We start from the raw sequence: 13,327 nt of genomic DNA on the forward strand, positions 1-13,327 counted from the left end.
CTTTCTCATGCGTGAACTCGGCATCGGTCTGATTGGCACCGGCTTCATGGGCCGTGCCCATGCCTTGGCGTTCCACAATGCCAAGGCGGTGTTCGACCTTCCCTTGAACCTGAAACTGGCGGCCCTGGCCGACGCCGATCCGCAGCGTGCCCGGCAATGTGCCCAGAGCTGGGGGTTCGAGACGGCCCACAGCGACTGGCAGCAGTTGATCGACGACCCGAAGGTTCACCTGGTCGCCATCACCACCCCCAACCACCTGCACTTCCCGATGGCCATGGCCGCGTTGGCGGCGGGCAAGCCGGTCTATTGTGAAAAGCCGTTGGCGGTGTCCCTGGAACAGGCCGGGCAGATGCGCCAGGCGGCCAAGGCCGCCGGGGTGGTGACGCGAGTCGGCTACAACTACCAGCACAACCCGATGATTCAATGGGCGCGGGACATGATCCAACGCGGCGAACTGGGGCGGATCATCAGTTTCCAGGGCGAATTCAGCGAAGACTTCATGGCCGATCCGACCTCACCGTGGTCATGGCGCTGCGAAGCGAGCCATGCCGGTGGCGCGCTGGCGGACCTGGGCAGCCATTTGCTCGCCATGGCCCGGCACTTGTTGGGCGATGTCGAGGCCGTCTGTGCCGACAGCCAGACCGTGCACCACCAACGCCCTGCCAGCGCCAGCAACGCCGAACAGCGGGTCATCGCCGTGGATGATCAAGTCCATGGGCTGCTGCGTTTCGCCAATGGCGCCCGGGGCACGGTGAGCAGCAGTTGGCTCAAGCACGGCTACAAGAATCACCTGAATTTCGAGATCAGCGGCACCCTTGGCACCCTGGCGTTCGATCAGGAGCGGTTGAATGAACTTCGCCTGTGCCGCGCCGGCCAGCCCGGCTTCCAGCGTTTGCTGGCCGGCCCGGATCTGCCCGGCTATGCCGCGTTCAGCCCGGCTGCCGGGCACCAGTTGGGCTACAACGAATTGAAGACGTTGGAAGTGCAGGAGCTGATCATGGCGCTGGCCGGCAAAGGCTCCGGCGGGACGGACTTCGACGAGGCCTGGGAAGTGGAACGGCTGGCGGCGGCGATTCGCGTTGCGGCGCGGGAAGAACGTTGGGTGAGGGTGAGTGAGCTATAACCGCTCACCTCAGCGAACACCGTGGCGAGGGAGCTTGCTCCCGCTGGGCTACGCAGTAGCCCCAAAACCATTCACCCCGGTGTGTCAGGTTGATTGCATTTGGCTTCTTTGGGGTTGCTGCGCAACCCAGCGGGAGCAAGCTCCCTCGCCACAGGGTTCAACGCAGGGTTTGCAATTCAACTAGCCTTACTGCCAACGCCTTGGCCTGGCTCGCCACATCAGTCACCGCCGTGCTTTCCCACCACATCCCCCGCAGCGGCGGGCCCATGGCGAACAGGCGGCTGGCCGGTTCGCCTTGGGCATCCAGCACCGCACCATCAGCACGCGCGGCGATGCCCAAAGCCAGCGGCCCCGGTTGGATCAATCCTCGAGCCAGCAACTGTTGCGGCAACGGTCGCGCAACACGACGCCAGTCATATTCAATGCCACTGGAGTTGATCAACGCGGCGCCCTGCACCACTTCCAATCCAGCCTCGCCCCGTCGACGAATATTGATCGCTACCGATCCTTCGCCAGACGCGGCCAGCCCCTTGAACGACGCCGCCTGAATCCGCAACCGCCCTTCCCCATGCAGGCGCGCCACCAGCTCCGCGCTCAACGGTGGCGAGCGATGATGATGACTCTCCCACCACGGCCGCACATGCCGCACGAATTGCCGGCGCTGCACATCGCTGGCCTGGTTCCACAAGCGCCCGATGTGCGCGCGCACCGTGTCCAGCGGCGCCTGCCAGTCGATGCCCTGGGCTTGGGCCTGGCGGCATTGCTCGCGTAGAGCGCGCATCAACTGGCGTGGCGAACGCAGGCTGTGATCTTCGGCGAGGAAATCCACCCAGGCGGGTGGCTGGCGGCGCACATGGGGCAGCAGGCCATGGCGGGAAAACACTTCAATCGGCCCGCGATGCCCGGCCTGTTCCAAGGACACGACGGCATCGACCATCGTCAGACCCGAGCCGATGATCAGCACCGTGGACTGCGGATCGAGCTGGCGCATCGCAGCGACGTCCCAAGGATCGAGGGCTGCGGCGTTCAAGCCGCTGGATTCGGTCTGCGGGGTGCGGGCCGCCGGGAACATGCCAGTGGCCAGCACTGCAAAACGGCCGTGCAAGATTTGACCGTTGTCCAGCGTCACCCTCACGCCATCGTCGGCAAGCCGAAGGTCCACGGCTTCCCCGCGCACATGCTCGGCGGTCGAACCGTTCTGCGCGCCCAGTTCGCGAGCTTCGGCCAGGCGTTGCTGCACATAGAGGCCAAACATCCCCCGGGGTGGAAACAACTCGCTGATGGGCACATGCTGCTGATCCGACTCGGGCCAGCCGCCGGCCTCGATGAACGCGGTGAGCCATTGGGTCAGGTCATCGGCGTTGTCCGGGTCGACGCTCATGCGCGCCGCGTTGCCGTTCAAGGTGTGACCCAGTTCCACGGCACTGTAGGCCTCGCCCCGGCCCAGTTCGCTGCGCGGCTCGACGATCAGCACTTCGCGCCGGCCCGGCAGGCGCAGCAGTTGCGCGGCGAGCATGGCGCCGCTCAAGCCGCCACCGATGATCAGGATGTCGACTTCGCGGGTGAGGCCGCTCCCCTGTCGCTCCAGCGCTGTGTCCATACCGCTCTCCCCAGGCATCAAATCACCACGTTGCGTACGAATCTCGCCGCCACCGGGCCATCGTTGCGATAGGCATGGGGCTGGTTGCTGGCGAACATGAAGAACTCACCAACGCCTATGCGGCGCTCTTCGCTGCCCAGCAGCAACGTCAGGCAGCCTTCGAATACATAAAGTTGTTCGCTCCATCCATCTGCGTCGCACTCGGAATGGTAGTGCTCGCCCGGCTCCAGCCGCCATTCCCAGAGTTCTACCTCACGGCTGGCGGTGGCCTTGGCGAGCAACACAGCTTTGCTGCCCGGGATCACACCGGCCCAGACCAGTTCGTTGATGCGGCTCGAGTCGCGGGCTTCGGGCGCTTGGATCAAGTCGCTGAAGGCGACATCGAGGGCTTCGGCGACCCGGTCCAGGGTCGTCAGGCTGACGTTCTTTTCGCCGGCCTCGATGGCCACCAGCATCCGCCGACTGACCCCCGACAGCTCGGCCAGCGCCGCCTGGCTGAGCTCGGCGGCATGCCGCAGACGACGGACGTTCTGGCTGACGTGTTGCAGGACGGAGGCCCGCTGGCCGGATTCTTTGTGCACTATATTGCTCACATGGCAGGGTTGCGCATTATACTGCCCAACTTCGGGCGCATTGTGCGTCCGCCTCAAGTGGCGCGCAAGGTCATGGCATCGGTGAATTCCCCCCAAGCTTCCTCCCGTTTCTCAAGGTTCAGCAAGGCCGAATGCGTGCTGGTCCTGATTACCATGATCTGGGGCGGGACTTTCCTGTTGGTGCAACACGCCATGACGGTCAGCGGGCCGATGTTTTTCGTCGGCCTGCGCTTCGCTGCCGCGGCCGCGTTTGTCGCGCTGTTCTCCTGGCGGCATCTGCGTGAACTGACGCTGTTCGAACTCAAGGCCGGGTGCTTCATCGGCGTGGCGATCATGCTCGGCTACGGTTTGCAGACCGTCGGCCTGCAAACCATTCCCAGCAGCCAGTCGGCGTTCATCACCGCCCTCTACGTGCCGTTCGTGCCCCTGTTGCAATGGCTGGTGCTAGGCCGGCGGCCAGGCTTGATGCCGAGCATCGGCATCATGCTGGCGTTCACTGGGCTGATGCTGGTGTCCGGTCCGGCCGGGGCCTCGCTGAACTTCAGCCCCGGTGAAATCGCTACGCTGATCAGCGCCATCGCGATTGCCGCCGAAATCATCCTGATCAGCGCCTATGCCGGCCAGGTCGATGTGCGCCGAGTGACCGTGGTGCAACTGGCGAGCACGGCGGTGCTGGCGTTCCTGATGGTGGTGCCGACCCAGGAAGCGATCCCGGATTTTTCCATGTTGCTGCTGGTCAGCGCCGTGGGCCTGGGGGCCGCCAGCGCAGCGATCCAGGTGGCGATGAACTGGGCACAGAAAAGCGTCTCGCCAACCCGCGCCACGCTGATCTATGCCGGTGAGCCGGTGTGGGCCGGCATCGCCGGGCGCCTGGCGGGCGAGCGGCTGCCGGCGATCGCATTGTTCGGCGCGGCGCTGATCGTGGCGGCGGTGATTGTCAGTGAGCTGAAGACCCGCAGCAAAGGTATTGTCGAAGTAGATGAGGGGCTTGAGCGCGAGCAGTGAGGCCGGTTACCGGCAACGGTGATTGAACCTGTGGCGAGGGAGCTTGCTCCCGCTGGGTTGCGCAGCGACCCCAAGGAAGCCGAATGCAATCAACCTGACACACCCGGGTGACTGGTCTCGGGGCTACTGCGTAGCCCAGCGGGAGCAAGCTCCCTCGCCACAGGGATAAGCGCGACATTGCGCAAGACCTCGCCCCAGCGGCTCCAATACGCGTGCTGATTCCTGAGCGGTGTCCGCTGACCCAAACACGCAAAGTCAGAAAACTCCACCTACCTTGTAGGATTCTGCGACACCCTTGCGGTTGGTGATCGGGAATACGCCACGTATGATCCCTCACAACCTTCCGCCGAATAGAAGCCTATGTCACTGATAGTTCTATTGCTTTTGCCCTTCATCGGCAGCTGTGTCGCGGCGCTGCTGCCGCATAACGCCCGTAACGCCGAATCACTGCTGGCCGGCCTCGTCGCCCTGGCCGGCACAGTTCAGGTGGCCTTGCTGTACCCGCAGATCGCCGACGGTGGCGTGATCACCGAGCGCTACACATGGCTGCCCAGCCTGGGCCTGGATTTCGTGCTGCGCCTGGACGGTTTCGCTTGGCTGTTTTCGTTGCTGGTGCTGGGCATCGGCACGCTGGTGTCGCTGTACGCCCGCTACTACATGTCGCCGGACGATCCAGTACCACGCTTCTTTGCCTTTTTCCTGGCGTTCATGGGCGCCATGCTCGGGTTGGTGATCTCCGGCAATCTGATCCAGATGGTGTTTTTCTGGGAACTGACCAGCCTGTTCTCGTTCCTGCTGATCGGCTACTGGCATCACCGCGCCGACGCTCGACGCGGTGCCTACATGGCCTTGATGGTGACCGGCGCCGGCGGGCTTTGCCTGTTGGCCGGGGTGATGCTGCTCGGCCATGTGGTGGGCAGTTATGAACTGGACAAGGTCCTGGCCGCCGGCGACCTGATTCGTGACCACGCCCTCTATCCGATCCTGCTGCCGCTGATCCTGATCGGCGCATTGAGCAAAAGCGCTCAGTTCCCTTTTCATTTCTGGCTCCCCCACGCCATGGCCGCCCCCACGCCGGTGTCGGCGTACCTGCACTCGGCAACCATGGTCAAGGCCGGGGTGTTCCTGCTGGCGCGGTTATGGCCGTCGCTGTCGGGCAGTGAAGAATGGTTCTACATCGTCAGCGGCGCGGGGGCCTGTACGTTGCTGCTGGGCGCCTACTGCGCGATGTTCCAGAATGACCTCAAGGGTCTTTTGGCCTACTCCACCATCAGCCACCTCGGGCTGATCACCCTGCTGCTGGGCCTGAACAGTCCGCTGGCGGCCGTGGCGGCGGTGTTCCATATCCTCAACCACGCCACGTTCAAGGCGTCGCTGTTCATGGCCGCCGGGATCATCGACCACGAAAGCGGCACCCGGGACATTCGCAAGCTCAGCGGCCTGGTGCGGCTGATTCCGTTCACCGCGACCCTGGCGATGGTCGCCAGCGCGGCGATGGCCGGGGTGCCGCTGCTCAATGGCTTCCTGTCCAAGGAAATGTTTTTCGCCGAGACCGTATTTATTTCCGCCACGGCCTGGGTCGAGCTGGCGCTGCCGATCATCGCCACCATCGCCGGGACGTTCAGCGTCGCCTACTCCCTGCGCTTCACCGTGGACGTGTTCTTCGGTCCCACCGCCAGCGACCTGCCCCATACCCCCCACGAACCGCCACGCTGGATGCGCGCGCCAGTGGAGTTGCTGGTGTTCACCTGCCTGTTGGTGGGGATTTTTCCGGCCCAGGTGGTCGGCTCGTTGCTCGCCGCCGCCGCGTTGCCGGTGGTGGGCGGCACGCTGCCTGAATACAGCCTGGCGATCTGGCACGGCCTGAACGCGCCGATGATCATGAGCCTGGTGGCGATGTCCGGCGGCATCGTCCTGTACCTGCTGCTGCGCAAGCAATTGCGCCAAGGCCACATCAAGCACCCGCCGTTCATTGGCCGGCTCAGCGGCAAGCGCCTGTTCGAGCGCTGCCTGGTGTTGATGATGCGCCAGGGCCGGCGACTGGAGCGCAGGATCAGCACCCGGCGCCTGCAAGCCCAACTGTTTTTCCTGGTGCTGGCGGCAGTATTGGCCGGGCTGATCCCGATGTTGCACAGCACGCTGGTCTGGGGCGACCGGCCGAAGATTCCCGGTTCCATCGTCTTCGTGACCCTGTGGCTGCTGGCGATCGCCTGCGCCCTGGGCGCGGCCTGGCAGGCCAAGTATCACCGGCTCGCGGCCCTGACCATGGTCAGCGTCTGCGGCCTGATGACCTGCGTGACCTTCGTCTGGTTCTCCGCCCCTGACCTGGCCTTGACGCAACTGGTGGTGGAGGTGGTCACCACGGTGCTGATCCTGCTGGGCCTGCGCTGGCTGCCACGGCGGATCGAGGACGTCTCGCCGCTGCCCAACAGCGAGCGGCGGGCGCGTATCCGGCGCGTGCGGGACTTGCTGCTGTCCATCGCCGTCGGCGGCGGCATGGCGCTGCTGTCCTATGCGATGCTCACGCGGCAGACACCCAACGACATTTCGTCGTTCTACTTGAGCCGGGCCTTGCCCGAAGGCGGCGGAAGCAACGTGGTCAACGTGATGCTGGTGGATTTCCGGGGCTTCGACACCCTGGGGGAAATCACCGTGCTGGTGGCGGTGGCCCTCGCGGTGTTCGCCCTGTTGCGACGTTTCCGCCCACCGAAGGAAAGCATGCAGCTACCGGCGCAACAGCGCCTGCTGGCGCCGGACGTGGTCACCGACCTGGTCAACCCGCGCCATGCCAGCGATACCGCCCTGGGTTTCATGATGGTGCCGTCGGTGCTGGTGCGCCTGCTGCTGCCGATCGCCCTGGTGGTGTCGTTCTACCTGTTCATGCGCGGCCACAATCAACCCGGTGGCGGCTTCGTGGCCGGGCTGGTGATGTCCGTGGCGTTCATCCTCCAATACATGGTCGCTGGCACCCAATGGGTCGAGGCGCAAATGAGCCTGCGACCGCTGCGCTGGATGGGCACCGGGCTGTTGTTCGCCACCGCCACCGGCCTGGGCGCGATGGCCGTGGGGTATCCGTTCCTGACCACCCACACCTGGCATCTCGAACTGCCGCTGCTGGGGAATATCCACCTGGCCAGCGCGCTGTTCTTCGATATCGGCGTGTACGCGGTGGTGGTCGGTTCCACCCTGCTGATCCTCACAGCCCTGGCGCACCAGTCGGTCCGGGCCCATAAACCGGGCCTGCAACCCAAACCCGTCGCCGCCGTCAAAGGAGCCACCGCCTGATGGAAGAAGTCATCGCAATCGCAATCGGCGTACTGGCCGCCTCCGGTGTCTGGCTGGTGTTGCGGCCACGGACCTTCCAGGTGGTCATGGGCCTGTGCCTGCTGTCCTACGGCGTCAACCTGTTCATCTTCAGCATGGGCAGCCTGTTCATCGGCAAGGAGCCGATCATCAAGGACGGCGTGCCCCAGGACCTGCTGCACTACACCGACCCGCTGCCCCAGGCACTGGTGCTGACCGCCATCGTGATCAGCTTCGCCATGACCGCGCTGTTCCTGGTGGTGCTGCTGGCCTCCCGGGGCCTGACCGGTACCGACCACGTGGACGGTCGGGAGCCCAAGGAATGATGTTGACGCCTCATCTGATCGCCGCGCCCATCCTGCTGCCGCTGCTGACCGCCGCGTTGATGCTGATGCTGGGGGAGAAGCACCGCCCGCTCAAGGCCCGGATCAATCTGTTGTCCAGCCTGCTGGGCCTGGGCATCGCCGTGCTGTTGCTGCGCTGGACCCAGGACCAGGCCCTGCCCGCGTCCATTGGTGTGTACCTGCCGGGCAACTGGCAGGCGCCGTTCGGCATCGTCCTGGTGGTCGATCGCCTGTCGGCGCTGATGCTGGTCCTGACCGGCATCATCGGCGTCAGCGCCCTGCTCTTCGCCATGGCCCGCTGGGACCGCGCCGGTGCCAGTTTCCATGCGTTGTTCCAGATCCAGCTGATGGGCCTCTACGGCGCCTTCCTGACCGCGGACCTGTTCAACCTGTTCGTGTTCTTCGAAGTGCTGCTGGCGGCTTCCTATGGCTTGATGCTGCACGGTTCGGGCCGGGCGCGGGTGTCGTCGGGCCTGCATTACATTTCCATCAATCTGCTGGCCTCGTCGTTGTTCCTGATCGGCGCGGCGCTGATCTACGGCGTCACCGGCACGCTGAACATGGCCGACCTGGCCCTGAAGATCCCGCTGGTGCCGGAGGCCGACCGCGGCCTGTTGCACGCCGGCGCCGGCATCCTCGCGGTGGCGTTCTTGGCCAAGGCCGGCATGTGGCCGCTGAACTTCTGGCTGGTGCCGGCCTACAGCGCCGCCAGCGCACCGGTGGCGGCGCTGTTTGCGATCATGACCAAGGTCGGCGTCTACACGATCCTGCGCCTGTGGACGCTGCTGTTCTCCGGCCAGGCCGGCGCCTCGGCGTATTTCGGCGCCGACTGGCTGGTCTACGGCGGCATGGCGACCATCGTCTGCGCCGCCATCGCGATTCTGGCGGCCCAACGCCTGGAGCGCATGGCCAGCCTGAGCATCCTGGTTTCGGCGGGGATCCTGCTGTCGGCCATCGGCTTCGCCCAACCGAATCTGGTGGGCGCGGCGCTGTTCTACCTGGTGAGCTCGACCCTGGCGCTCTGCGCGCTGTTCTTGCTGGCAGAGCTGATCGAACGTTCGCGCTCGGCCAATGAACTGTCCTTGGACGACGACTTCGACACTTTGCCGCGGCCGTTGGAATCCTTGCAGCCGCCCAAGGGCATCAACCTGGACGACGAGCAGAAAGCCGTGGTCGGCCAAGTGATTCCCTGGACCATGGCCTTCCTCGGCTTGAGCTTTATCTTTTGCGCGCTGTTGATCATCGGCATGCCGCCGCTCTCGGGGTTCATCGGCAAGCTGAGCCTGCTGAGCGCCTTGCTCAATCCCCAAGGATTCGGCGCCAGTGCCGGGACGCCGATGTCGAACCAGGCGTGGGGCTTGTTGGCGCTGCTGATCCTGTCGGGGCTGGCCTCGTTGATCGCCTTCTCCCGCCTGGGCATCCAACGCTTCTGGACACCTCAGGAACGCCCGTCGCCGTTGCTGCGGCCGTTCGAATGCCTGCCGATCGTCGTACTGCTGGGCCTGGGCATCGCCCTGACCTTCAAGGCCGAGCCGTTGCTGCGCTATACCCAGTCGGCCGCCGACGCGCTGAACACCCCGGAACATTACGTGATGTCGGTACTCGCCACCCGCGCCGTGCCCAACCCCGAAGCCCGTGCCGCGTTGCGGGAGGTGCAGCCATGAAGCGCCTGTTTCCCGCCCCGTGGTTGTCCCTGGCGTTGTGGCTGCTGTGGCTGGTACTGAACGTGTCGGTCAGCGCCGGCCATCTGCTGCTGGGCGCTGCATTGGGGTTCCTGGCCCCGTTGCTGATGCGCCCGTTGCGACCGCGGCCCATCCGTATCCGCCGGCCGTGGGTGGTGTTGCGCCTGTTCCTGCTGGTGGGCCGCGACGTGCTGGTGTCCAACCTGGCGGTGGCCTGGGGGGTGCTGAACGCCGGGCGCCGGCCGCCTCGCTCGCGATTCATCAAGGTGCCGCTGGACCTGCGCGATGCCAACGGCCTGGCCGCGCTGTCGATGATCACCACGGTGGTTCCCGGGACCGTCTGGTCGGAACTGGCCCTGGATCGCAGCATCCTGTTGCTGCACGTGTTCGACCTGCCGGACGAGGCGTCATTCATCGCGCACTTCAAGGCCACCTACGAGCGCCCCTTGATGGAGATTTTCGAATGAGCCCGTTGCTGTCCAATGCGATCCTGTTGAGCCTGTTCCTGCTCTCCCTGGCGATGGTGTTGACCCTGTGGCGACTGTTCAAGGGCCCCTCGGCCCAGGATCGGGTACTGGCCCTGGATTACCTGTACATCGTGGCAATGCTGATGATGCTGGTGCTGGGCATCCGATATGCCAGTGACACCTATTTCGAGGCGGCGCTGCTGATCGCCCTGTTCGGCTTTGTCGGCTCGTTTGCCCTGGCCAAGTTCCTGTTGCGTGGCGAGGTGATCGAATGACCGGCGAACTGTCGATGTGGGTGGAAATCCCGGTGGCGATCCTGCTGGTGCTCAGCAGCTTCTTCGCCCTGGCCGGGGCGATCGGCCTGGTGCGCTTGAAGGATTATTTCCAGCGCATGCATCCACCAGCCCTGGCCTCCACATTGGGCGCCTGGTGCGTGGCATTGGCCTCGATCATCTACTTTTCGGCACTCAAGTCCGGGCCGGTGTTGCACGCCTGGCTGATCCCGATCCTGCTGTCGATCACGGTACCGGTGACCACCCTGCTGCTGGCCCGGGCGGCACTGTTCCGCAAGCGCATGGCGGGGGATGATGTGCCGGCCGAAGTGAGCAGCCGCCGTACCGACTGACAGACATCTCGAGCCGTTACAGCTTTTGTGGCGAGGGAGCTTGCTCCCGCTGGGGTGCGCAGCAGCCCCAAGACCTGTCACCTCGGTGTGTCAGGCTGACTTGTGTTCAGCTTTTTAGGAGGGCTGCGCCCTCCAGCGGGAGCAAGCTCCCTCGCCACAACGGCGTTCGCCGTTAGAGGCTCAGGCCCACGCCACCGTCAACAACCCGGCCCCAAGCACCACGCACAACGGCGAATAGATCCAGGTGTCGAGCCTGGCGAAGGTCGAGCCCTTGACCTCCTTGAAGAAACCCACCAGGTTCGACTCGCCAATGGCTCGGGCGAACATCATCAAGGCAATCGCGCTGATCAGCCACTGCAACGCCCGATGGGTGACCGGCTGGGCCAGCAGGCCGACCCGCAGGCACACCAACAGCGCAATCATCAGCAGCGCCAGGGCCACCAGCAATGTCAGCCAGCCCGAGGGGTCGAACGCCGGTCGTAACGCGTCCCCCTGCTTCACCGGCACCTGGGGCACCACCGCCAGGGCCGCCCACCGCCCACCCAGGGCCCAATACAAATGAATCAAGCTGATGGTCGCAAACACTGCGACCAGCGACCGAGCCAATAAAAGCGTCATTCGCCAGCCTCCTGAAAAAGGTTGAACAATCATCCTAGCTCGAATTTGGCATTTCGCTGGACGGGCGCAGGTTGCCAGGTTTCAGCGAATGACGACTTGCCCAGGATCAACTGTTCAATTGACTGACGCACTCGCTACAGACCGGCAGACACCTTGTCGGCGACGTCCTTGGGCAACCAGGCCTGCCAGACCTCAGGATGGGCCTTGAGGAACGCCTCGGCCGCTTCACGGGGTGGCGTGCGTTTCTCGCTCATGTCGGCCAGGGCCTTGTTCAACGGCTCGATGGGTAAGTCGACCTTGCTGAAGAACTCGGCAATGTCCGGGTATTGCTTCTGGAACGGTGCGGAGACGCCAATCGACAATTTCGAGGCCAGCGAGCGGGTCGGCTTCGGGTTGGGGTTGTCGGCGTCGGTCAGGGTTTTCCAGGCCTCGGCATCGAAAGGCGGCTCTTGCAACTGCACCAGCTTGAAGCGCCCGAGCAGCGGCGTGGGCGACCAGTAATAAAACAGGATCGGCTTGCCCCGGCGGATCGTCGAGCTGATTTCCGCATCCAGCGCCGCCCCCGAGCCGCTGCGAAAATTCACGTAGCTGTCGGACAGGCCATAGGCCTTGAGCTTCTGCTTGTTGACCACCTCGGAGGTCCAACCGATGGGGCTGTTGAGAAAGCGGCCCTTGTCGGGGCTTTCCGGGTCCTTGAACACATGTTTGTAGCGCGCCAGGTCTTCGACGCTGCGCAGGTCCGGCGCCAGGGGCTTGATACCCTTGGCCGGGTCGCCCTTGATGACATACTCGGGCACCCACCAGCCTTCGGTCGCGCCTTTGACCGTATCGCCCAAGGCGACCACCTTGCCTTCGGCCTCGGCCTTGACCCATACCGGGCTGCGGCCGGCCCATTCCTCGCCGATCACCTGGATATCGTTATTGGCCAGGGCGGTTTCCAGGGTGATGGTGGTGCCGGGCAAGGTGTCGGTCTGCAATCCATAGCCCTTTTCGACGATGACCCGCAGGATATCGGTGATCAGGCTGCCGCTTTCCCAGTTCAAGTCGGCAAAGTGGATCGGCGCTGTGGCGGCCGACACCGGAACGGGTGAAACCAACACAGCGAAGGTGGCCCAGGCAGCCAGCCACTGTCGAACTCGTCTCATGCTTTGCACCTCGTGCCAGATAAACAGCAATCCCTGAACGGCCCTGCGTAACGAAACGCAAGCCCCTGAATAGTTCAGTCAATTGACTGTAGACGAGGTTCCAGCGAGATCTTGCAAAACTGTCAGCGGTTTGGGTGCACAGGCGCCGAAACGGTCACTCACTGGCCTTGAAAGTGACCAGTTCGCCCTTGCGCCACTTGGCGGCCTTGGCGGTTACCGCTTTCAAGGTCTTGGTCAAGCCTTCCTGCAGCTGTTCGTTGGCCGCGAACACGGTCACTACGCTGTGGCCTTCCTTGAACAGGATGGCCTGGCCACCGGGAGTCGTGACGAAGGCGTAATCGCCAAGGCCATAGACCGTCAGCTTGATTTCGCGAAAGCGGATTTCAAACTTGCCGCCTTCGCGGCTGGGCAATACCGCCGCGCGAAAATGATCACCGACCTTGAGCTCCAGCCTGGGTTTGTCATCGACTACCAGGGCCGATTCGGTGTCGATTTCGGCAACATAAATACCTTCGGCGGTCTGCTCGGTGATGTAGACGAAACGTGACTGGAATTGTTTGACCAGTTTTGCCCGCAGGTCACCAAGTACAAATAACGCATGCATGTCGAGATTACTTACTGCCAAGGAAACATCCCCATCTTTGAAAAAAACCCGCCCCGCGCAAAGGACGGACCACGAGAACCCGTACCGACTGTAATGTCGTAATGGACCTGTCACTGAAATTCGAAATGAACGGCGCGCCCTGTCCCGGGCCGAGAGCAGACTAAAGGTTGCCGCTCTCGCCGTCTTTCCCGGGGAGTCGCCAGAGGCTGAAGGAAAAC

The 13,327-nt window shown here is 64.0% G+C and carries 13 protein-coding genes; 8 read left to right on the forward strand and 5 right to left on the reverse strand.

Annotated elements, in window-relative coordinates:
• The first annotated feature begins 7 nt into the window (after positions 1-7).
• Entirely contained in the window at positions 8-1,123 is a 1,116-nt protein-coding gene (locus ACLH0I_RS18025) for a Gfo/Idh/MocA family protein (protein WP_411384983.1), read from the forward strand.
• Between the two features lie 157 nt (positions 1,124-1,280).
• Here ACLH0I_RS18025 and ACLH0I_RS18030 read toward each other — a convergent pair whose 3' ends face one another.
• Both ACLH0I_RS18030 and ACLH0I_RS18035 read right to left on the reverse strand, forming a co-directional pair.
• Positions 1,281-2,723 carry an FAD/NAD(P)-binding protein gene (locus tag ACLH0I_RS18030; protein WP_411384984.1) on the reverse strand — a complete coding sequence of 481 codons (1,443 nt, stop codon included), beginning with the start codon at positions 2,721-2,723 and terminating at the stop codon, positions 1,281-1,283.
• 17 nt (positions 2,724-2,740) lie between these two features.
• The gene (locus tag ACLH0I_RS18035; RefSeq protein ID WP_411384985.1) at positions 2,741-3,304 is read right to left on the reverse strand and encodes a helix-turn-helix domain-containing protein; all 564 of its coding nucleotides are present in this window, start codon (positions 3,302-3,304) and stop codon (positions 2,741-2,743) included.
• Positions 3,305-3,316: 12 nt separating this feature from the next.
• On the opposite strand from ACLH0I_RS18035, the gene ACLH0I_RS18040 reads away from it, so the two are divergent.
• The 7 genes from ACLH0I_RS18040 to ACLH0I_RS18070 all read left to right on the forward strand — a co-directional run bounded on the left by ACLH0I_RS18040 (position 3,317) and on the right by ACLH0I_RS18070 (position 10,742).
• On the forward strand, positions 3,317-4,321 hold the full coding sequence (locus ACLH0I_RS18040) for a DMT family transporter (protein WP_411387528.1): 1,005 nt from the start codon (positions 3,317-3,319) through the stop codon (positions 4,319-4,321).
• Positions 4,322-4,681: 360 nt separating this feature from the next.
• Entirely contained in the window at positions 4,682-7,606 is a 2,925-nt protein-coding gene (locus tag ACLH0I_RS18045; RefSeq protein WP_411384986.1) for a monovalent cation/H+ antiporter subunit A, read from the forward strand.
• Positions 7,606-7,950: a Na+/H+ antiporter subunit C gene (locus ACLH0I_RS18050; protein ID WP_003202835.1), complete on the forward strand. Its 345-nt coding sequence runs from the start codon at positions 7,606-7,608 to the stop codon at positions 7,948-7,950. The genes ACLH0I_RS18045 and ACLH0I_RS18050 overlap by 1 nt, the downstream gene beginning before the upstream one ends.
• Positions 7,947-9,632 (forward strand): monovalent cation/H+ antiporter subunit D, encoded by a 1,686-nt coding sequence (locus ACLH0I_RS18055; RefSeq protein WP_411384987.1) that lies wholly within the window; start codon positions 7,947-7,949, stop codon positions 9,630-9,632. The genes ACLH0I_RS18050 and ACLH0I_RS18055 overlap by 4 nt, the downstream gene beginning before the upstream one ends.
• Positions 9,629-10,117 (forward strand): Na+/H+ antiporter subunit E, encoded by a 489-nt coding sequence (locus ACLH0I_RS18060; RefSeq protein WP_411384988.1) that lies wholly within the window; start codon positions 9,629-9,631, stop codon positions 10,115-10,117. The genes ACLH0I_RS18055 and ACLH0I_RS18060 overlap by 4 nt, the downstream gene beginning before the upstream one ends.
• Positions 10,114-10,392 carry a K+/H+ antiporter subunit F gene (locus ACLH0I_RS18065; RefSeq protein ID WP_018612749.1) on the forward strand — a complete coding sequence of 93 codons (279 nt, stop codon included), beginning with the start codon at positions 10,114-10,116 and terminating at the stop codon, positions 10,390-10,392. The genes ACLH0I_RS18060 and ACLH0I_RS18065 overlap by 4 nt, the downstream gene beginning before the upstream one ends.
• Complete coding sequence (locus ACLH0I_RS18070; RefSeq protein ID WP_186707344.1) at positions 10,389-10,742, forward strand: Na+/H+ antiporter subunit G; 354 nt, start codon at positions 10,389-10,391, stop codon at positions 10,740-10,742. Before ACLH0I_RS18065 ends, ACLH0I_RS18070 begins: the two co-directional genes overlap by 4 nt.
• 180 nt (positions 10,743-10,922) lie before the next feature.
• On the opposite strand, the gene ACLH0I_RS18075 is transcribed toward ACLH0I_RS18070, so the two are convergent.
• The 3 genes from ACLH0I_RS18075 to ACLH0I_RS18085 form a co-directional block, all read right to left on the reverse strand.
• Positions 10,923-11,360: a DUF3995 domain-containing protein gene (locus tag ACLH0I_RS18075; protein ID WP_411384989.1), complete on the reverse strand. Its 438-nt coding sequence runs from the start codon at positions 11,358-11,360 to the stop codon at positions 10,923-10,925.
• Between the two features lie 134 nt (positions 11,361-11,494).
• Entirely contained in the window at positions 11,495-12,505 is a 1,011-nt protein-coding gene (locus tag ACLH0I_RS18080; protein WP_411384990.1) for an ABC transporter substrate-binding protein, read from the reverse strand.
• 154 nt (positions 12,506-12,659) lie between these two features.
• On the reverse strand, positions 12,660-13,109 hold the full coding sequence (locus ACLH0I_RS18085; RefSeq protein ID WP_053122788.1) for a hypothetical protein: 450 nt from the start codon (positions 13,107-13,109) through the stop codon (positions 12,660-12,662).
• Between the last annotated feature and the right edge of the window lie 218 nt (positions 13,110-13,327).

The organism is Pseudomonas sp. MPB03 (genome assembly GCF_046605385.1).
Taxonomy (GTDB): Bacteria; Pseudomonadota; Gammaproteobacteria; order Pseudomonadales; family Pseudomonadaceae; genus Aquipseudomonas; species Aquipseudomonas zanjanensis.